Annotated in this window: 14 protein-coding genes and 1 pseudogene; 6 read left to right on the top strand and 9 right to left on the bottom strand. The window is 58.8% G+C overall.

What is annotated here, in order from left to right; all coding sequences use genetic code 11:
* Window positions 1–16: 16 nt before the first annotated feature.
* Window positions 17–1,165 carry a glycosyltransferase family 4 protein gene (locus AC1DNK_RS26990; RefSeq protein WP_477944167.1) on the bottom strand — a complete coding sequence of 383 codons (1,149 nt, stop codon included), beginning with the start codon at window positions 1,163–1,165 and terminating at the stop codon, window positions 17–19.
* A gap of 499 nt (window positions 1,166–1,664) precedes the next feature.
* Between AC1DNK_RS26990 and lov the strand changes: the two genes are divergently transcribed.
* Window positions 1,665–2,711 carry a blue-light-activated histidine kinase gene (lov, locus tag AC1DNK_RS26985; protein WP_477944166.1) on the top strand — a complete coding sequence of 349 codons (1,047 nt, stop codon included), beginning with the start codon at window positions 1,665–1,667 and terminating at the stop codon, window positions 2,709–2,711.
* Between the two features lie 283 nt (window positions 2,712–2,994).
* On the top strand, window positions 2,995–3,258 hold the full coding sequence (locus AC1DNK_RS26980; protein WP_477944165.1) for a hypothetical protein: 264 nt from the start codon (window positions 2,995–2,997) through the stop codon (window positions 3,256–3,258).
* A 511-nt stretch (window positions 3,259–3,769) separates the two neighbouring features.
* On the opposite strand, the gene AC1DNK_RS26975 is transcribed toward AC1DNK_RS26980, so the two are convergent.
* Both AC1DNK_RS26975 and AC1DNK_RS26970 read right to left on the bottom strand, forming a co-directional pair.
* Window positions 3,770–5,746 carry a CHASE2 domain-containing protein gene (locus tag AC1DNK_RS26975; RefSeq protein WP_477944164.1) on the bottom strand — a complete coding sequence of 659 codons (1,977 nt, stop codon included), beginning with the start codon at window positions 5,744–5,746 and terminating at the stop codon, window positions 3,770–3,772.
* A complete protein-coding gene (locus tag AC1DNK_RS26970) occupies window positions 5,746–9,393 on the bottom strand; it encodes a FecR domain-containing protein (protein ID WP_477944163.1) in 3,648 nt (1,215 codons plus the stop codon). Before AC1DNK_RS26970 ends, AC1DNK_RS26975 begins: the two co-directional genes overlap by 1 nt.
* 112 nt (window positions 9,394–9,505) lie before the next feature.
* On the opposite strand from AC1DNK_RS26970, the gene AC1DNK_RS26965 reads away from it, so the two are divergent.
* Window positions 9,506–10,045 (top strand): Pycsar system effector family protein, encoded by a 540-nt coding sequence (locus AC1DNK_RS26965; RefSeq protein ID WP_477944162.1) that lies wholly within the window; start codon window positions 9,506–9,508, stop codon window positions 10,043–10,045.
* 197 nt (window positions 10,046–10,242) lie between these two features.
* Here AC1DNK_RS26965 and AC1DNK_RS26960 read toward each other — a convergent pair whose 3' ends face one another.
* Window positions 10,243–10,359, bottom strand: a complete 117-nt coding sequence (locus tag AC1DNK_RS26960) for an HD domain-containing protein (RefSeq protein WP_477944237.1) — start codon at window positions 10,357–10,359, stop codon at window positions 10,243–10,245.
* A gap of 670 nt (window positions 10,360–11,029) precedes the next feature.
* On the opposite strand from AC1DNK_RS26960, the gene AC1DNK_RS26955 reads away from it, so the two are divergent.
* From AC1DNK_RS26955 to AC1DNK_RS26945, 3 genes are all read left to right on the top strand, one after another.
* Window positions 11,030–11,428, top strand: coding sequence for a response regulator (locus AC1DNK_RS26955; RefSeq protein WP_477944161.1), 399 nt, complete (start codon window positions 11,030–11,032; stop codon window positions 11,426–11,428).
* 706 nt (window positions 11,429–12,134) lie between these two features.
* Window positions 12,135–12,386, top strand: a complete 252-nt coding sequence (locus tag AC1DNK_RS26950) for a hypothetical protein (RefSeq protein WP_477944160.1) — start codon at window positions 12,135–12,137, stop codon at window positions 12,384–12,386.
* A gap of 96 nt (window positions 12,387–12,482) precedes the next feature.
* Entirely contained in the window at window positions 12,483–12,914 is a 432-nt protein-coding gene (locus AC1DNK_RS26945) for a hypothetical protein (RefSeq protein ID WP_477944236.1), read from the top strand.
* Between the two features lie 932 nt (window positions 12,915–13,846).
* On the opposite strand, the gene AC1DNK_RS26940 is transcribed toward AC1DNK_RS26945, so the two are convergent.
* The 5 genes and pseudogenes from AC1DNK_RS26940 to AC1DNK_RS26920 all read right to left on the bottom strand — a co-directional run.
* Complete coding sequence (locus tag AC1DNK_RS26940) at window positions 13,847–14,146, bottom strand: PRC-barrel domain-containing protein (protein WP_477944159.1); 300 nt, start codon at window positions 14,144–14,146, stop codon at window positions 13,847–13,849.
* A gap of 149 nt (window positions 14,147–14,295) precedes the next feature.
* The gene (locus AC1DNK_RS26935; RefSeq protein WP_477944158.1) at window positions 14,296–15,549 is read right to left on the bottom strand and encodes an arsenic transporter; all 1,254 of its coding nucleotides are present in this window, start codon (window positions 15,547–15,549) and stop codon (window positions 14,296–14,298) included.
* Window positions 15,550–15,570: 21 nt separating this feature from the next.
* Window positions 15,571–18,711, bottom strand: a pseudogene (locus tag AC1DNK_RS26930) (efflux RND transporter permease subunit).
* Entirely contained in the window at window positions 18,708–19,868 is a 1,161-nt protein-coding gene (locus AC1DNK_RS26925) for an efflux RND transporter periplasmic adaptor subunit (protein WP_477944157.1), read from the bottom strand. The pseudogene AC1DNK_RS26930 and the gene AC1DNK_RS26925 overlap by 4 nt, the downstream one beginning before the upstream one ends.
* Window positions 19,869–19,950: 82 nt before the next feature.
* The coding region (locus AC1DNK_RS26920; protein WP_477944156.1) for a hypothetical protein at window positions 19,951–20,370 on the bottom strand (420 nt) is incomplete at its 5' end.

Below are 20,370 nucleotides of genomic sequence, written 5' to 3'. Positions count from 1 at the left end.
TCGGGCGAAATGGGCGTCAGTTTTCGGTGTCTTTGATCAATTGCCTGAGTTTGCGCGCACTATGCGGCCAGGTCCAGCGAGCGAGCACAACGCCGCGAGGACGCAACGTGTCTGCACATTCAAGCAAGTCGAGAATACCCTCGTGAAAGTCCATCGCGGACGCCGTGCGACCAGTTTCCGGGGTCAGGTACTGGAGCCCGCAGCAGAGCTCGCTGTTGGCCAGAACCGGAATGCCTGCCAGCATGTATTCCGTCAGGATTGCCGGCGCTCCGTCGTCTATACCACAGACAACGCCGATCCGTGCCCGGTTCATCAGGCGATTAACCTCGTCGGAGGGAACTCCGGGCGGTCCGACGAACTCGACGTCAATGCCCAGCCGTTGTGCGTGGTTGCGCAATTCCGGGACGAGTTCGCCATAGCCGGATACGCACAACGCGCGCAGCGACCTTGGAAGCCGCGCGAGCGCGTCGAACAGGATATCGTGTCGTTTGTAGTGCTGCGCGGCTGCCACGTAGATTATGTCGTGCGTCTTCGGGAGGTTTAATGGGCGGAATGTCACCTCGGAGGCGAATTCCGGACCGACCGGCATAACCTCCGTCCGCATTGCTGGATGACGGGCTTTCACCACGTCCGACTGCCATTCGGCGCCGGTCAACACGAGATCGAAATGACGGCTCACCTCCGAGGGCACCCGAAGCGCCGGTGCATCGATAGAATTGTAGATCTTGAAGCTGTCTTGGCAGGCAAGAACAATGTCTTCGCAGACACCAAGGCCCCACACGCACAGAATGTCCGGTGGCCCAAATGCCGCAATATGCCCGAGCATATCGTTCGATGCGAATGGGGCTTCCGGTCCGTTCATGCGAAACGCACGGCGCGTAAGAAATCGACTACCTGTTGTCCAGTCTGGTGGCGGCGCATTGCCACGCCAGTGCGTCCAGATTTCACAGCAATCTACAAGACCGTCCTTGAGTGCGGCCAAGGGTAACCGTTCAAGATATCCTCCATCGACCGTCACGGCTCCAAGGTTCGCAACCGGCTTGGGGAAGCAGCCTCTCGACCCACTCAGCCATTGGTCGCGATATGCGTTTACGGACGGAATGTCGTCATCACCCAACGCTCCGTCCTGATAGTCGCTGATGATGACGATACGGCGCAGCTTCATGATTATGCCTGATTGATATCGACGCAGTAGTCGGTAAGGCGGCCCTGCCACTTAACTTCCAGAGAAAGATCCAGTTCCGAGACGTCGCTGCTGCCTGGACGTGTGTGACACTACAGATCCGATCGAATTCGTGGTGATCGAATTCTTCTTCAAAGGCTCGAACTCCAGTGACAAAGCAAGCTTTCCGTGAATGGGCGGATAAGGCGCGATGGTGGAACCCGCGAGCGCAGTAGTTCATACGGAAGAGAAGAATCCGATGAGGATCGTGTTAGTCACCATCTCGATCCTCTTGCTCATGATGACCGTCATTGCCGCTAACCTGCGGCCATCCCCGTCACGAGGCTTCCTATTCGAAGCCGTAAGACATCACGGAAAATAGATCGAGTGATCCGATCTGTGGTGCGGCCTCGGATCTGAAGACGCTGCCCGATGTCGGGTTCGGCGAAACATTCGTCTGGCTTCGGCGTTGTTACAATCCAGTGAGCACACAGGGTGAGCCGTGATTGAAGCCAAGCCGTCAGACATTCATGGGGACAAGCCGGCCGCGGCGTCCACACAAGGGATGGTCGATCACAAGGAGCTCGCTGCCTTCGCGTTTCAGCGCACGCGAATGCCTATTGTGGTCGCGGATGCCCGTCAGCCCGACTACCCACTTGTTCTCGCAAACGAAGCTTTCCTTCACCTCACCGGGTATGACGCGCAAGATCTCGTGGGACAGAACTGTCGGCTTCTGCAGGGAGAAAACACATCGAGAGAGTCTATCGCCCAGATACGGGCCATCATCGGCGCGGAGCGCGAGGGCACAGTCGAAATCCTCAATTACAGGAAGGACGGAAGCGCTTTCTGGAACCAGCTTCATCTCAGCCCCATCAGGGACGACGATGGTCGTCTAGCCTATTATTTTGCGTCCCAGATCGACGTCACCGAATACCGCAAGGTCCAGACGCTCGAAGAGGCAGAGCACCGTTTGCTGCTGGAGGTGGACCACAGAACGAAGAACGTGCTGGCCATCGTCGATAGCATAGTGCGCCTGACACGCTCCGACAACGCCGCTGCCTATGCCGCGTCCGTTCAGCAGCGGGTTCAGGCGCTTGCCAGAACCCACATGCTGCTCGCCGAGAATGGGTGGCAGGAGGCCTCGCTCCACGACATCATATCGCTGCAGATCAGTGTTTACGGGGATAGGCATATCGAGATCAGCGGTCCGTCGGTCATGATCCCCGCGCCGTCGGTCCAGCCACTCGGCCTGGCAATGCATGAGCTTGCCGCAAACGCTGCGGTGCATGGAGCGCTCGCGCATCCTGAGGGCAGCCTGACTGTCACCTGGCGACACTCCGACAATGGGCTGGTTATTGAGTGGCGCGAACAGGGCATCAAGAACGGCGCTACGCCGCGGAAAGGCTTCGGCACTGTTTTGCTTGGCGCCGTGCTGGAAAAGCAACTTGGTGGCAAAATAAGCCGGGAGTGGCGCGACAAGGACCTTCGCGTTAAGGTCGAGCTGCCGTCGCTGAACCGTGTCGGCGCCAGTCTCAGATCCAAACCTTGACACCTGCTGTCGGACGAAGAAGAACGAGCTTTTGCAGACGGAGGCGCAGTCTGGTCGGCGGACAGGTTTGCGAACGCTTTCCCTCCACGGAATCATTAGATTTGCGTCAGTGGCCATGCCGAGATCGCAGCCAACACTGAAGTGGGTGATTGGCTTTGGAAACGCCAAATCATCCAAACGGTTTGAGGTGGGTAAATCGTTTCATAACGGACGCGGTCGGCTGTTGGCGATAGGCTCGCCACTGTGAGAGGGGCGGGCCTTAGTAGGTCTTGGTGAGCAGGGAATGAAGCAGTACAGTTGGACTTTAATGACGCCGGGTTCGTCGCCAATCGTCGGGCTGGGTGATGTTGATGAAATCGAGCATTCCCTTTCTCTCATGACCCTGCCCGGACTTTCCTCGCCCAAGGAGCTGATCGACCACCTCCAGAAAAACCAAGATGCGAACGGTGCGGCACATTTTCTCCACGGCTCCGGTACGATCGAAGCGTGGAGCTTTGCTTGGATCCTTCTCTTCGACCAAGTCCCACCGGCCAAAGCTAAGAAGTAGTTTGGCCGTCACCAATACCGGCCGACCTCATCATATGGGAATGTTGGAAGCTGGGGAGGTGTTCGTCGGCTTAGCAAAACGTGATGGCGACGAAGCCCATTTATTTTCAAAGCCCTAGGAACATACAGAAGGTGAGACTGTTCTCACCCTGATCACTCGACACACGAGTGTACTCAGTCGTGATGACCTCTCGGTCTTTGTCGAGTGATTTCCTGTATCCTCAACTATAGCGTCACCGTAAAAGGTGGCGCTTTTTTGTTGGAACCATCGAATGCAATCGTGGTTGTAAGCAGCGGACGTCGTTAGAATTGCCCTCCTGACGCGTCCACGCGCTGTGACCTCAACCGCAGCAGAACCCTTGCGGTTGCAGCCGTGAGGGTTTTCCCTTTGGGCCGACGCGCAAACGGGTCAGGGGCGCTCAACCTGTCAGTAGGGCATGTTTAGGTTGCCGCCGGCAGTACCATGCGGGCGCTGTGGCACGCTAGCCGATAAATCAAACGCGCACGCGGGACTACCGGTCGCGTGCAGTGCGTTCATGGCGCATGATCGTGTAATAGCCCGATAGCTCTGGTATCATCCCGGCCATTGCATCGAAGCGCGGATCGTCTTCCCGCAATTCGCCCGCATATTTCGCCTGGAGAAACTGGGCGTGCGCCGCCAGTGCGTCGTCCTCGGCACGGTGCAGGATGGTGAAAACGGGAGCGGGAACCGTCTTGCCCTTGACGATGACACGGTCGAGCTCTGCGATCGTATACCGGCCGCTCACCAGGGATGCGGTAGTCTCGCCAAGCAGCAATGCAACGCCATAATTCTTCGAGGCGCCTTCGAGGCGCGAGGCCAGATTGACGCTGTCGCCGAGGCAGGAATAGTCGAAGCGCCGGGTGGAGCCCATGTTGCCGACTACGCATTCGCCAGTGTTGATGCCAACGCCCATCTTGAGGACATGCAGCTGCATTCCACTGGCTGCGGATTCGGCCTCCAGCTCCAGGTTCAGTTTGGTAATTTCCTCCTGCATGGCCAGCGACGCGACAACGGCATGCATCGCGTGATCGGGATCGTCGAGCGGCGCGTTCCAGAAGGCCATGATGCAGTCGCCCATATATTTGTCGATCGTGCCGCCATGGTTCATCACCACTTCAGATAGCGGCGTCAGTAGCCGATTGATCAGCGCGGTCAGCTGTTCGGGATCGTCCTTCAGCGTCTCGGCGATGGTCGTGAACCCGCGCACGTCGGAGAACAGGATCGAAAGGGTTCGCCGCTCGCCGCCGAGCTTAAGCTGCGAGGGGTCTTCAGAGAGGCGCTTGACGAGGTCGGGCGAGAGATATTGCGAAAAGGCGCGGGTGATCTGCAGCTTGTTGCGCCGCTCCTCGGCGAAGTCGAATGCCGCCTGGCCGAAGACGACGGCGATATAGGCGATTGACGGGCCGAGCGGCGAAACGAAGATATGGCCGAAGCGGATGCCTACGAAACTTGCGGCCGAGAAAAGGCAGACGGCAGTAACGGCCGCCGCCATCGCTAGCCAGCTGGTCGAGCGCCGGACGCTTGCAGCTGCAAGCACGGCGGCCACAAGGATCACTAGGGCGACGAGTGGTAGTCCGGCTTTTTCGATGAAGAAACCGTGGACGATGTTGTCGTAGATCGTCGCCTGGATTTCGACACCGGCGACCAGCTTGCCGGTGTGTACTGTATAGGGTGTCGCGAATGTATCGGCGCCGCCTTTGTCGATCTCAGGCGCATTTTGCAGGCTGAGGCCGACCAGGACGACGCGATCCTTGAAAAAATCCGGAGGCAGAAAATTCTGTGGGTCAAGCGCCTGATAATAGGACACGGTGGGATAGCTGCGAGACGGTCCGAAGGATTGGATCATCGCATTTTTTGACATCTTCATTGGCGTCCTGCCAGCTGCAGCAGCCAGCGTTGCGGCAAATCCGTCCCTATAGGACGGAATGGTGCGGAAGATGCCGTCGCCGCCGAGATCAATCGAGGCGATTCCGGTTCTTGCGCCGGCAGCGGTAAATTGAGGCAGCGGCGTGGTGCGAATGAGCTGGTCTGCCTGCGGCGCCTGGATCAGCGTCTCGTCGCCGGCCAGCACGATATCAGGGCCGACAGCTGCGGTCACTGCTCCGTCGTTATCAGGCGACGAGGGTTCAGCCATGATGATATCAAGCCCGACAGCCTTTGCGCCCGCAGCCCGCAGGGCGGTGATCAGGCGGGCATGCAGACTGCGTGGCCACGGCCATTGTTCGTTGATCTGCGCCAGTGCCGGCTCGTCGATCGCGACGATCACAGGCGCTTCCTCGGGTGGCAGCGGATCATCGACGGTCGAGAGATAGTCGAAGCTCCTGAGCTCCAGCAGCGACCATGCCGGCAGACGCGAGAGCAGCGAAATCGCCACCAGTGTCACCAGTACGAGGACGGCTAGTCTGACCGGACGGCTGGAGACGGGCCAGCCGGTTGGGCGGGTGGATTGTGTCTTTCTGCCCGGCATCAGAAGCGGATCTTCAGGCTGCCCTTGACCGCGCGGCCCCAGCCTGGAACACCAGGCGCCACCTCGAAATCTTCGTCAAGAAGATTGAAGGCCGAAGCTTCGAGGGCAAAGCGCTTGTCGATCGGCTCCCAAATCAGGTTGGCATCAAGGGTCCAGTAGTCGTCGAGCCCCTCGGGCCCGAGGATGCCGCCATCACCTTGACGCTCTCCGGTATAGTTCGCAGCAAGCGTTGCCTTGACGTTGGCCTCATTGACCCAGGTCAAAGCGAGCTGCCCGCTAGTCTCCGGAATGTAAGGCAGCGCCTCGCCGAACCCGATGCTGCCGGCATCCTTGTTCTTCGAATGCGAATAGGCCACGGTTGCTGAGACACCGAACCCATAAAGCAGGGCGACGTTTGCGGTTGCGCTAACGCGATCGACATTTGCTTTGCTGATGGTCAGGCCACCCGGAAGATAGGGGAGAAATGGACCGCCGACCGGGTAGGCCAAATCGAGGTCACGAATTTCCTGATGCTGATATTCGATACTGGTGAACAAGCGTTCAGTCCATTGCGCGTCCCACTGAAGCGCGATCGTATCGGTGTATCCGTCGATGCCCGAATAAGGTTGATTGGGTTGAATGCCAACGACGCCGATCGGCGACAAGGTCGGGGAGCCCATATCATAGCTTTGCCGCATGAAAGCGGCGCGCAGCCATTGGCCGTCGAGCGGCGCCCAGGCAACGCCCAGGCGAGGCTCAAGCCGCTTCACATCCGTCGACCCGCCGTCTATGGCCGTTCCGAAGAGTGCGTATTCCGCCTTTAGGTTCGGTGTGATCTCGTGAAGCAGATCGACATAGGCTCTGCCGATTCCTATCCGCTCGTCGACCGATGTCCCAAGCAGCGAGTCTTCGGCTTTAATATCGGCGAACCCGCCCTCTACGCCGTAGCGCCAGGTCAGATCATCGACGCCGTAAAGATGGTTGATTGCCGCGACGTAATTGCGCTGCAGACTGTCTGCGATGCGCGGCGGTGGGGCAATGACTTCCTGCTCTACGTTTTGCTCGGTGCTCGTGTAGAAGAATGCGGCATTGACGACGTTGCGATAGCCGAACGTATGGCTCCAGCCGATACCCGCGGCTGTGGATTTCGTATCGATATCACCGCTCTCGTTATAGCCCGCAGCCGGAAAGTCGATTGCCTGGTCAAGCTTGCTGTCGGCGTGGTTGGCGTAAAGCACGAACCGGTCGTCCGGATTTGGCGTTGCCGTAAGATAGCCGTTGCCGGAAAGGCTGCGGATATCCCCATCAAGGCTGCCGGGGCTAGCGAAAGGGGTTGTCAGGAATGAACCATAGTCACCGCCGTAAGGCGTCTGTTCCCACTTCAGGTTCAGATAGCCGCTGACCGGGAACGGCTCGTTGGCAAAGCCCTGCAGTTCAGCCTCGCCAATCGGCTTGGTTTCGCCTGCAGAGTTGATCACGCCGCCGCCGATCGAGCCTTCGAGGAACGGCCGGCGTAGCAGATTGGCCGAGCGCGAGCGGCCGGACAGCATGTGCGGGTCAAGAAGCAGGCCCTGCAAGAGCGCCGAGAAGCTGTTGGAGTTTAGCTTGTAGAGGTCGATCTCGTCGTCGAAAGTCTCGGTATTGGCGAAGGGCCGAATATTGCCGCGGATAGACTGGTCAACGTAGCCGCTGCCGGCGAAGGGATCGAAGACCGCATCGCCGTAATATCGGCCCCAGGCATTCAATCCGCGCAGGCGGAAGGCGTTATTGAGCGTTGAGCCGGCATCCTGATTGGCGCCGAGCGAACCGTAATGGCCGCCGCGCGCCTTCGACCGCCGCAGGAACTCCTGGGCGTAGTCCAGCGCGCCATCGGGGTCGTAGTCGTCGATGGCGACGGCTGTGCGGAAGGAGGAAATGACCGGGTCGTTCCTGTCCAGCCTGTCGGCATTGTCGAGCGCTTGTTCGGACAGAACACGGTCGCCCTTTTCGTAATGACCGGCAGCGAGCATGAGCTGCGCCTGGGAATGCGCCGGATTGGCGGTCGAGGAGGCCAGCAGGTCGTCGATCGCCTTGTCCATCGCGCCCATCTGCAGATAGTAGCGGCCGCGGGCCAGGAGGGCGATGTCGAAGGCCGGGTCGGCGGCGAGCGCCAGATCGATTTCGCGCTTTGCTTCCTTCATCCGCGACTGGTCGAGATAAAGGATCGCTAGATTGGCGTGGCCGATCGGATCGTCGCGGTCGAGTTCGATGGCACGTTTCAGCGCCGCTTCGGCTTCGCGCGCTGCACCACGGGCATTCTGCAGCAGGCCGAGGTCGTTCCAGGCCATGGAGGAGCCGGGGGCCACCTTGAGCGCGGCATTCAGATCGCTCAGTGCTCCCTCGAGATCGCCCTGATAATCGGCGCGCATGCGGGCGCGGGCCTGCAGCGCATTCGGATCGTCCGGGTCGATCGAAAGCGACCTGTCGATCGCCTCGTGCATCTGGACGCGATCGTTGATCAGCAGCGCCAGCTGCGCGCGCAGGGCAGGGAGCGTCGAGTCATCGGGATAGCGCGCTTCGGCCGCCTTCATCGTTGCGATCGCAGCCGGAATATCTTCCAGGAAGCCTGCCGTATAAGCTTTCATCACGGCGGCGTAGGGGCCGGTGACATTGGCCGGTGGATGTTCGTTGCGGGATGGATCCTGCAGCGAGCGGGCGTAGTAGCCGCCATAGGCGGCGATGCTGCGGCGGAGCGGATCGAGGCCGCGTTCGGCTCTCAAGAACAGTTTCGCCGCCTCGCTGTAGCGCTTTTCGCCGCCTGCAATCAGCGCCTCAATGAGATCGGCACGGGCGCGTTGTGTTGCGGACAAGCGTAAGGCACGCGCTCTCGCAAGCGAGTTCAGCGCCTTCTGCCGGCCGTCGAGCGATATCTGTATTTCCGCCAGCGTCAGCCAGTCTTCGGCGTTTCGCGCCTCCTCGGCCTTGTCCTCGATACGGCTGCGTTCGCGGCGCATCGTTTGCACCGGCAGGGGCGAGGCCGGCATGAAGGTGAAGCCGCTGCGCAGCGTCAGGTAGAACAGCATCTGCTCGCGATCGTCAGGCGTGACGATGACGAGCTTGCGTGGCGCTTGGCCAATCGTCGCCACCGCGCCTTCGCCTTCGGCTACCTGCACGCTGCCATAGTCGTTCTTCAGCTCGACCTGGCCCTCGAGCACGATCAGCGAAGTCTGGTCGCCCTTGACCGTCAATGTCCAGTCGGTGCCGCGGATGGCGGCGGCCGCCGCCGGCGTTTCCACCGTCAACCCCGTGCCGCCGCGCTGGGCGCGGGCCCACATGGTTCCGGATTGCAGGTTGAGAACGGTGTCGCCCTGCCGGGCCATCTGCTTTACCTGGAGCGCCGAGTTGCGGCCTAGGCGCACCTGGGTGCGATCTGCGAACAGTATGGCAAGCTGGCCGGTCGCATTGGTGCGCAGCATGTCGCCGCCAAGCAGATCCTGGTGAAGATCGACATCCTGCCAGTTGGAAAGATCGACGAAGCGGACTTCCTCGCCCATCTTCCGGTCGATCACCGATCCGGCAGCCGGCTCGGCACGAGACAGCGGCTCGGCACCGGCCGGCAGCGCAGCAACGGATGCGGCCACCGTCAACACCATCATGGCGGACATGGAATGTGTAAAGCTACCCCTCATAGCAAAGCGTTTGTCCTCGCCGTGGCGAAAAGTCAATAGAAGTTGTACCGCTCATCTTGCTTTGGCGGCTAAGTGTAATATCAGGGAGACACTTGACGGTGGAGATGTTTGGGTGAGCGATCTTGAAGGTGCTAATGAGTTGATGGAAAGTGTTCCTTCGACGAAAGACATAGGATCGGAATATTTCGATCATATCAAGAAGATAAACGATATATTCTACGACCAGATCAAGATATCCGATCAGAAGGCGGCTTATATATTCACCTTCATGCTTGCATTCCTTGTCAGCTCGGGTGATGTCAGGGCCGTCTTTACATGGACGCGCTATGTCGGTGGCGATCCAAAGACGCTGCTTTTCTCCGGGCTTCTGGCTGCGGCATCGGTCTTCTCGATTCTATCGGCGATACTCGTTGTGTTGCCTCGCCACGTGAACAAGTCGACTTCGATGTTCTGGGGAAGCTGGAGCAAACACCGGCAGCTTTTCTGGGAAGCGGCTGCGCGCCACGACCAGCGTTACCTCTTTGCCGAGTATCTCGACAACGCCGATATTCTCTCGGCGATCGCTCGCGGCAAGTACCGCTGCGTGACGCTCGCGTTCCGCGGATTGATGGTGACTGTAGTCGCCTATGTGATGTTGCTGATCGCGGCCTGATATGTCTGCTGGCATGACCGTCGCCCAGCATTCGGGCTCAAGCCGAATGTGACCTGCCTCTCATGACGTGGTCTCGCACCACCCAGTGGTAGGCCAAAGATCGGGCATGGCCGTTGATATCGCAGGACCCTACCGCTCCATCACGGTATGCTCGTTGAGGCCGCTCTCGTCCCAGGTTCCCCCGTTATTGAGGATGTTCAAGAGCCGGGCTGCAATCGGTCCAAACCTTGGGCGAACACAGCTTCGGCACTGTCACCGGCTTCGAACTCATCCCACAATTCCCGAAACTCCACGCCGTCGCCAAGTGGTGACAGGCCATAAATGCGCTCCGCGGCGGCCTTTTCGGCCTGCGCCTTTTCGGGGAGGTTGGCAAGATCTCGCTCGAAGCCCTGGTCAAGATTACTTTCGTGCTGCGTACCGAAGTCGAATTCGGCCAGTTGTTCCCCCGCAGACGCCCAGAACCATCGATGACGTCATCGACCGACCATTGACGAAAAGGGCGCGCAAACCGTGAAATTCGAACCTGTCAACAAATGGCTGTGATGATTGATCTGGAAAGGCGGTGGCGCAAGCTCGGTACGTTGGCGTGACGCGGCACCGAGAGGCGAAGCTATTTCGAATATGCGCCCGAATTTCTAGGCATGCCGCGGCTGATCGCCAAGGCAGCTTCGATACCAGCACGAATTGCGAACGAGATCATCAACGAGGTTCGAGCAACCGTGGGCTGATGGCCCGCCTTCGCCTCCGAAGCCGGGCTGCTTTTATCCCGGTTGAAGGAACTAGACCGCATATTGAACAGCCGATGAGGTTTCTGGAAGCAACCGAGGCTGACCAACCAGACGATAAACGTTCCACCATCTGGCTCGCGGCATAGAGCTGTGGTTCATTCGTATTTTATTAAATATGTCTGCGAATACTCGTGTCCGAAAGACGATCTTTTCGGGTCGCTACGAGTTCATCTCGTGACCACGGAGCGAAACTGACATGTATCAGCGCACAGTTCTCATCGTTGAAGACGAATTTCTCATCAGGATGATGTTGGCAGACACCCTTAGGGATGAGGGTTACGACGTTGTCGAAGCCGAAAATGTGCTTGAGGCAATCGCGGCTCTCGCTCGGCGGAAGATCGATGCCGTCGTTACGGACATCGATATGCCCGGTGGACTGAGCGGGCTCGATCTGGCGAGGATGATCTCGTTGACCAGCATGCCCGTTCCGGTGATCATCGCTTCAGGAGGTCATTGCCTGCGCCCTGACGAGTTGCCTGGCGGCGCAACCTTCATCGCGAAACCCTATCGGCTGGAAACCATTGTCTCGATGGTTGGCGACATGACGGCAATCCTTGATTGCAGGGTAGGCGGAGTGCGAAGACAGGCTTTCTGAAGCGCGTCAGAGTATGAGCATTGGCATTGAGCAAACCGGTGCGAATTGATAATCTATTAAATTATTTAGAACTTGAGCGTGTAATACTCTGCATGCCACGCCGAGACTGCGCATTGGGACCGCACTTGCGAGCATGGGTGGATAGCCGCGTTCGGCAGGAGTTTTCAGAGCGAGTTATACCGATCGATGGCGCTATCCCTACGCGGTGGGCCCACTTACATATTCCTGATCGCCGCAATGAAGCTGCTGCGATCGCCGTCGCCACCGGGCTCGTTCACGGATTAGCAGTTGTGGCGCGTAACATTCAGGATTTTCAGGGAATGGTACTTGTCGGTTCGTGGCGAGCCTAAGGAATTGCGATAAAGATCTGTGAGAGGCGGCGGCAATCACCGTAGAGCCCAGCTGGGATGGAGACTCGCTGCCTAGAGAAAGCTGATGAAACACAAGGAGCACCCGCTCCCAACGCATCCGGCGTCACACGATCACTTCGACGGAATCGGAATGGTCTAAGTCGGCGCTTGCAAGCGAGTACGCGACCTGCCAATCACGCTGGACAGCTCCTCCAGATGCTGGCAGCCAGTCGGGTGGAAGTTCGAGGACTGGATGCATAGACGGTTGAACGGCTGGATAACCCCTAACCGCAAATCTCAGCGCGTAGCCATTTTCTCGCCGAAGTCTCTTGTGATCTTTTCCGCTGAAGGATGTCATGAAAGAATACGATCACCGATACGTCGAGCTCACGGCCCACCTCAGATCGGTCGAGGCGTTTTGCGATTTTCTTTCTCAAGGAGGCACGGTCCGCATTGCTGAGCGAGATGGCGGCCCGCTTATTGACGTGACAAATCACTTGGTCGAGAAGCATCGACGCCAAGCTGACGGCCTGTGGCAGACCCGGCGGCACTTGTTTCCCGAAAGAGCGGATGAGGATTTCCGCTCCGAACTCTACAGCAGCAATTAACTCACGGGTCCGGTTCTACGGCTCGAGCCTCGCGGAAGGTAAAGAATGATGCCAGGATGGGTGGGCGCCTTTGCAGTGTTTACAGCAATTGCGCTGATGGTTGCACAGCGTCCTGCCGCAGCAGAGAATGTGCTGGAGCGAGCGATCGGTGACGCACAGCCGTGCCGGGCGCTTAAGGTGAACGCATCGAGCTTTGGCATCAGCGTTGAAGTTGGAGTCGACAAGCTAGATTATGTGAAGATCGAGAGGCTTGACATGTCGGTGAACGGTGACCTTGCCGAGGCAAAAGCCCGCGGAACCTTGGCTTGCAAGACATCAGACAATACTTTGGTGCAAGGCGGGTTTTCGGCGACAGCTGATGTCAGCCTGCATTTCGATCTATCCACCTGCAAAACCACGGAAAGCTCGTTCGAGATCATCCGCACCAGTGGCCCGTTCGGCGATATCGTCCAAGGTTTAAAAGATGAGATCGCTCAAGCGCTGCTTCGGGGTCTCCAACGCAACGTGTCCAAACTCTGTCAAAAGTAGTTGTGACGACGATGGCGGTACGGAGCGCGGGGGATCCTCATATCGCAACGCAGATCAAGAACCTCAGGTGAGTCGTGCTAATCCCGGTGGCCCCTTTTGGACGCGTTGCGACAGAGGGCATGGCCGATCCGCAGAGGCATTGCCGAAGCTGGCGAGGGTGCCCTTGAGGCCGCCGTTTCGGAGGGCCGTGAAGAGCTCGGCATAGCGATCAAGGGCGATTTCGCCTGGCTCGGTGGGTACCTGCAACCAGGCGCCAAGCGCAGTGGCGTGGACGATCGAGGCAGACTGGCCCCTCGAGCTTGCTATGTAGACAGTGTAAAACGCGAGATTGGTTAGCCACCCAAGTCTCGGGCGATGGCTAGTTTTCCCGTGGTCAACCGGGTGGATTCGCGCGAGAGGACAAAGTGCAAAATATTGAGCGGGGAGCGGCCGATTCTGGAAGATCTGCGTCTTGAGCTTAGCTAGCCGCCCAACCAAAAATCGGGAAATTAACGCGTTGAGAGCGATAGTCATCGAATGGGAACCATTGAACGCCGGCGAAATTTATGTCGCGCATTTTCCGGAGCCATTTCCCATGTCCGATACTGACTATGCAGCGTTCGAGACCTTGTTCAAAAGCTGGCAGCGCCGACACTGGGACGGTGTCGGAGAGACTAGAGTGGATGAAAAAGAGGGACCACTTGCGCTTGTCCGTGGTTTGCGTTTACTCGGCTATAGGGTCGTCAATAGGGGCAGGCTCCCGCCCGGCCTATAAAACCCGGTCGACGTACCGTTCGCGCTTGCCTCCGTCACTTGCCGGCTAGGAAAATACGAACTCACTAAGCCGGAGGCTAGTCGCCGAACTGTCGAGCATGGCACGAGATACTGTTAGATCGGGGTGCGATCTCTCCAGCACCGCCAATTGCGGTGCTGGAGAACAGTTCGAGACGATCTCAGTCTCGGTGTTCAGGCATTTGCTTGAGCTGATCCTTGGTCCAACTGGTGACGGCGTGAACATCGCCGTCCTCGTCACGCATAAACTCGAGATCCGAAATCGGAACGGCGACCGGCTTGGCGCCAATCCCGAGGAACCCGCCGACATCGATCACCGCGGATCCGCCGGCGCCGCCAGAGGCATGGATGTGATCGATCTTACCGACTTTATGATCATCGACGCCATAGATCGTGGCACCTTCGAGAACGGCGGGCGTCAGCTCGGATGCCGTCAGGCGTACGTGGTTTGTATGATCCATGATTATTTCCTCCTTTGTGGAGCAGGGATAATCAAATCGGTGACCAAATGTTCCGGCATCGGTTGAAGATTGGCGACAGCGGAGAACTCTGAACTCAAACTCTTTTTTAATAGATACAACCGCAGCACGGTGTTTTCGACCCCTCCCGATCAGGCCAAGAGAACGGCAAGCGACAGCAACAGTGCGGGAAACATCACGACGCCGCCAATTTTCAGAAACGATAGCGCGCTGACTTCGATGCCCTCTCGGCGCAATGACGTCAGCCAAAGGATTGTCGCAAGGGAACCAGTCACCGAAAGGTTTGGGCCGAGATCCACACCGATCAGCACGGCGCCGGCTATGCGATCGGAGACCTCCGCAGCCTGGACCGCGCTTCCGGCGAAAAGACCGGCGGGCAGATTATTGATGAGATTAGAAAGCAGGGCGACACCGGTCCCTGCAACTGCGGTTGCTTGCACTTCGGAATGTGCGCCGAGCGTCCTGAGATGGTCCGCAAGTATGGTTGCGACGCCCGTATGATTGACCGCCTCAACGACGACGAACAATCCGCCGACCAAAGGGATGACGCCCCAACTGACGTCGCGCAAGACGTTGATTGGGTTTTGCCGGATAACGGCGAGCACGGCCAGCGTCGTTATCGTGCCGGCCAGAAACGTAGGCAGGCCCAGGCTGACATGCATCGCTGAGGCCCACAGGAGAACGGCAGCGGTCACGACCAGCCCGGCTCCGGCAAGCTGCGCAGAGATGCTGAGATGCGGGCGCGCGATCGCGGTGTCCACGGTGTCAGCGACGAGCGTCCGGCGTTGCGACCAATAGAGCGTCAGATAAGTCACGACGATAGAAGCGATAGACGGCAGCATGAACGTACTCATCCAGCGAGACAGCGATGGCATGTCGCCGCCAGCGAAGATCACCAGATTTGCAGGATTGGATATCGGCAAGACGAAACTTGCGGCATTGGCAACAAAAGCACAGATCAGGAGGTAAGGTAACGGATCCCTGACTTTTGCCGCGCGGCATGCGGCGTAGACCGCGGGCGTGAGAACAACGGCCGTCGCGTCGTTGGACAGGAATGCAGTGACGAGAATGCCGACACCATAGACAAGAGCGAAGAGCCGCGTTGGCGATCCTCTTGCATAGGACGTGGCAACGGCTGCAAGCCAGTCGAACAGCCCTTCTTTCCGGGCAAGCGCGGATAACAGCATCATGCCGATCAGAAACAGATAGACGTCAGTACCCTTTGCCGCCCTGGCCCAGACCTCCATGGGGTTGAGGATGCCGGATAGAAGGATGAGCAAAGCGCCGCCAAGGGCCCAGATTGCCTCAGGCTGGCGAAACGGCCGGACAACGACACCGGCGGCTGTGACGCTCGCGATGGCACAGGTGTAGAAGGATGTGTTCATATCTGTTCCCGTGCTTGGAAGCTATGCCGCGGCTGAGGCGCTGCTCTGACTGCCCGCCGTTTCTGTACGATTTTTGCGCAGCTTGTCGAGCAGCAGATAGATGACGGGGGTCGTATAGAGGGTGAGCAACTGACTCACAAGGAGACCCCCGACAATTGCGTAGCCGAGCGGCTGCCGCAATTCGGAGCCAGATCCGTGGCCGATGGCAAGAGGCAGCCCTCCAAGCAATGCGGCCATCGTGGTCATCAGGATCGGACGAAACCGCATCTGTGCTGCCTTGACGATCGAGTCCTCGCTTTCGAGACCTTCTTCCCGCTCTGCCTGGATCGCGAAATCCACCAGCATGATGCCATTCTTCTTGACGATGCCGATCAGCAGGATGACCCCTATCATTGCGACGAGGCCGAAGTCGAAACCTGCTAGTTTGAGTGCAAGCAATGCCCCAAGACCTGCGGATGGCAGCGTCGACAGGATCGTCAACGGATGGACGAGGCTCTCATACAAGACACCGAGAATGATGTAGACAACGACGAGCGACGCCAGGATCAGCAAGGGGACGGTTCCGAGCGAATCCTTGAACGCCTTGGCGCTTCCGGAGAAACTCGTCTGCAGCGAAGCCGGCGGATGCATGTCGGCCACTGCCGTTTCGATTGCCTGCGTCGCTTCGCCAAGCGCGACATTTGGGGCAAGGTTGAACGAGATCGTGACTGCAGGCGACTGACCTTGGTGCGATATGGAGACGGGTGAGACGCCGTCCGTCGACCACTTCGCCACCACCGAAAGCGGAACCAAGGTGCCGTTGCTGGCACGAATGGAAAGCCGGTCCAGCGTTGCAATGTCGCGCTGCAGGTTGGGAAGGACTTCGAGGATCACCCGGAACGTATCCGTTTGCGTCGAGTAGGACGCGACCTGCCGCTGGCCGAAGGCATCGTAAAGCGTGTCGTCGATGGCGGAGGGCAAGACCCCGTAAAGCGTCGCTGCGGCGCGATCGATCTTGATCGACAGATTGGGCGCTTCGGCTTGCTGGTCGCTGCCAACATCCCGCAGTTGCGAGACGCCTTGAAGGCGGCTGGTAACCTTCGATGCCCAGGTACCAAGCTCCTGGATATCGGCGTCCTGAAGGGTAAACTGATATTGGGTCTTGGCAGGCCGCGCGCCGATATTGATATCCTGGGCGGACTGCATGAAAAGCTTGATGCCTTGCTGCGCATTCAAAGCCTGGCCGAGCCGTTCAATTACTTGCCTGGCGCTCGCGTCCCGGCTTTCCAATGGCTTCAGTGTAATGTTCACGTGGCCCTGGTTGAGCGCGTTGCCGCCATTGCCGCCGCCTATGTCCATGAACACGCTGTAGACCGCCGGGTCCTTCAGGATGATGGCGCTGACCCGCTCCTGCAGTTTTGACATCTCCGAGAAGGAAATATCCGGAGAGGCTTGCGATAGCCCGCCAATGAAACCTGTGTCTTGCTCCGGAAAGAAGCCCTTGGGGATAACAACGAACAGATAGGCTGTTCCGGCGATCGTCGCGATGAAGACGCCAAGCGTCAATATCCTATGGCGGATCACCGGTCTCAGGCTCGCGATATAAAGCGAGGTGAGGCGATCGAAGAACGCTTCTCCGAGGCGATAGAACCGCCCCCGTTGGCGCTCATCGATCGGGCGGATCAGCTTGGAAGCCAGCATCGGAGTCAACGTCAGCGACACGATGGCGGAAATGACGATCGCGACCGTCAAGGTGATCGCAAATTCGCGGAACAGGCGGCCGACGATGCCGCCCATCAACAGGACCGGGATGAGAACAGCGATCAGCGACAGGCTGATCGAGACGATGGTAAAACCGATCTCACGTGCCCCTCGGCGGGCGGCATCACCGGGATCGACGCCGTCTTCGATATGGCGGGTGATGTTTTCCAGCATGACGATCGCATCATCGACGACAAATCCGACAGCCACGACGAGCGCCATGAGAGACAGGTTGTCGAGACTGAAACCGAGCACCCACATCGGCGCCAACGCACCGACGAGCGCAATCGGCAGAGTAAGCACCGGAATGACAGTCGCGCGGAGGTTTCGCAGGAAAAGGAAAATCACCACCACGACCAGTCCGATCGTCAGCATCAGCGTGAACTGAACATCATTGACTGATGCCCTGATCGTTGTCGTGCGATCAGTAACGAGCTCGAGCTTGATCGACTTGGGCAGTGACGCCTGAAGCGCCGGGAGCTGTTCCTTCACGGCGTTTACGACAGCAATGACGTTTGCGCCCGGCTAACGGAAGACGTCGAGTGCGATACCGCGCTCGCCATTGGTCCAATGCGCCATCTTGTTGTCTTCGGCACCATCGACCGCCTGACCGATATCGCGGATACGAACGGGACCGCCACTGCTATACGCGATGACTGCGTCGTTCCACTGTGCGCTGTTACCGATCTGGTCATTCGTGTAGATCGGAAAGGTCCTGGTCGGATCGTCGATGTTTCCCTTAGGCGCGCTGAGACTGAGATTGCCGATCGCCGTTCGCACGTCCTCGAGTGTGATATCCGCCTGCGCCAGCCGGCCGGGATCGACCGCGATCCGGATCGCGGGCTTCTGCTTGCCGCCGATGTTCACAAAAGCGACACCCGATACCTGACCGATCTTGGATGCCACATTGCGTTCGATAAACTCATCCAGTTCGGGCAAGGTTAGAACATCGGAGCTTGCCGACAGTTGCATGATGGGGGCGTCGGCGGGGTTCGCCTTATGAACCGTAGGCAGAGACGTCATGTCCTTCGGAAGCTGACCGGCCGCTTCGCTGATTGCCGTCTGAACGTCGCTTGCCGCCGTTTGGATATCCTGGTCGAGGCCAAACTGCACCGTGATCGAGGTCGTGCCGAGCGAACTGTTCGAGGTCATTTCGGATATGCCGCTGACGCGCGACAACGCGTCTTCGATCGGCTGGGCGACGCTGGCAGCCATGGTCTCAGGCGAGGCGCCGGGAAGGTTTGCTGCGATCTGGATTGTCGGGAAGTCGATCTGCGGCAAAGCTGAGACCGGCATGAACGGATAGCAGATGGCCCCGAGAAGGAAGATACCGCACATAATCAGCCCGGTCGCGACCGGATGAACGATAAAGAAATCGAAAAAACCTCCGGATTCTCCGGGCTTACGCTCGCGATCGATCATTGTGGCGTTGCCTTGTCTGCGAGCTCACCTGCCGGGGAGCCGGTCCATGGGGTGACCGAAACCACAGCGCCGTCGCCGATGCGCGACTGGCCGTCCATGACGACCTGATCGCCGTCACCGATGCCTTCTGTAACCAGCGCCATCGCATCGGTGACGAAGGCGGTCTTGACCGAGCGGCGAACCGCTTTTCCGCCGGCGCCGACGACGTAGGCGTAGAGCCCGTCACGACCGCGGGCGAGCGCCTTGTCAGGAACGATGACACCAGTGCGTTTCTCAACGGTGAGCGTCGTTGCGACGGGCAGACCGGGCCAGAGCACCGCCTCGGCATTGTCGAATGTCGCCTTGAGATGGATGGAGCCGTTCGAGGCATCGACCGAGTTGTCGAGAGTGGTCAGTTTCCCGATGGCAAGTGTGCGGCTGGCGTCCGTGCTCGTCAGTTTGACCTCTGCTATACCCTGGTTCAGAGCGTCTCTGATCTCGCCAAACTTGTCGCCCGGCGCCACGAACGAAACGCCGATCGGATCCATCTGTGTGATCGTCACGATGCCAGTCGTGGAGCTCGCGTTGACGACGCTGCCGACATCGACCTGCTTGAATCCGGTGCGTCCTTCAAGGGGGGCGGTGATCGTGGCAAACCCGAGCTGGGTTTCCGCGCTTTTGATAAGCGCATCATCATATTGGACGGCCGCCGCATATTGTTGACTTGACGCGGTCTTTTGCTCAAGCGTCGAAGCCGACGCGACGCCCTTTTCGGCGAGTGCCGCGTACCGCTGTGCGTCTGTCCGGGCACTGTTTAGCTGCGCCTCGTCCTGGGCCTTTTTCGCCTTTGCAGACGCGAGAGCGGAGATCAATTCGCGATCGTCCAGCTTGAGAAGAACACTGCCTTTTTGCACCATCTGCCCTTCAGCAAAGGAGATGTCGACGACTTGCCCGTCGATCCTGGGCCTGACCGTCACAGACTGCAGGGGTGCAACGGTTCCGATGCCATTGATGACGCGGTCGATCGTTCCCGTCCGCGCAGCGATTGCGGTTACCGGCACTGCGGCGGCATCGGCTGCGATTGTTGAACCGCCTTGAAAGGCCGCGGTAACCACGCATGCGGTGAAGAAGACGGACTTGCCAGGAGAGGCAAGGAATTGAACAATAGGTTTGATCATGCGGTCCACTCCTGGAAATCCGCCAGATAACGCGCGCCGGTGATTTTGGTTCAACGGCGCGCCAGGCGTCGTTTTTAGAAGCTTAGGGCTTCATCTTGCGCAACATATCGGCGACTGGCCCGCCATGCGGGGGAGGTCCAGGCGGCGGGCGAAGGGCGTCGGTCTTACCATCCTGATGAACGACGTAGCTCGCATGCAGGAGCCCGTCGTCGAAGCGGCCCTGGACGCTGACAGGTTCGCCGACAGCAACGAGCTTGCCGTCATCGCCGGCCGGACCGGTCTCGATCAAGGCCTTGCCGGTTTCGTCTTGAACGATGAACTTGTTACCGTAGATCTCCGTGACTTTGCCTTTAAGCGTCACCACGCCCCAATCGTCCTTGAGGCTGGAGATCGAGGTGGGCGTCAAGGGCGCAAGCTCGATGCCAGGCCGGGTGAATTTCATTGCCGCGGCACCGCCGGCCGCACCGATTGCAAGGACCGCAAAGGCCGCAATTCCGAAAGC

The organism is Rhizobium sp. 01N424 (assembly GCF_056399485.1).
Note: the sequence above shows the minus strand (reverse complement) of the source record. Positions and strands in the feature narration are given on the sequence as shown.

Excerpts from the sequence above, each read along its gene's own strand:
- AC1DNK_RS26990 (WP_477944167.1), bottom strand. The coding sequence starts at position 1,165 with ATGAAGCTGCGCCGTATCGTCATCATCAGCGACTATCAGGACGGAGCG.
- AC1DNK_RS26980 (WP_477944165.1), top strand. The coding sequence starts at position 2,995 with ATGAAGCAGTACAGTTGGACTTTAATGACGCCGGGTTCGTCGCCAATC.
- AC1DNK_RS26975 (WP_477944164.1), bottom strand. The coding sequence starts at position 5,746 with ATGCCGGGCAGAAAGACACAATCCACCCGCCCAACCGGCTGGCCCGTC.
- AC1DNK_RS26970 (WP_477944163.1), bottom strand. The coding sequence starts at position 9,393 with ATGAGGGGTAGCTTTACACATTCCATGTCCGCCATGATGGTGTTGACG.
- AC1DNK_RS26955 (WP_477944161.1), top strand. The coding sequence starts at position 11,030 with ATGTATCAGCGCACAGTTCTCATCGTTGAAGACGAATTTCTCATCAGG.
- AC1DNK_RS26950 (WP_477944160.1), top strand. The coding sequence starts at position 12,135 with ATGAAAGAATACGATCACCGATACGTCGAGCTCACGGCCCACCTCAGA.
- AC1DNK_RS26945 (WP_477944236.1), top strand. The coding sequence starts at position 12,483 with ATGGTTGCACAGCGTCCTGCCGCAGCAGAGAATGTGCTGGAGCGAGCG.
- AC1DNK_RS26940 (WP_477944159.1), bottom strand. The coding sequence starts at position 14,146 with ATGGATCATACAAACCACGTACGCCTGACGGCATCCGAGCTGACGCCC.
- AC1DNK_RS26935 (WP_477944158.1), bottom strand. The coding sequence starts at position 15,549 with ATGAACACATCCTTCTACACCTGTGCCATCGCGAGCGTCACAGCCGCC.
- AC1DNK_RS26925 (WP_477944157.1), bottom strand. The coding sequence starts at position 19,868 with ATGATCAAACCTATTGTTCAATTCCTTGCCTCTCCTGGCAAGTCCGTC.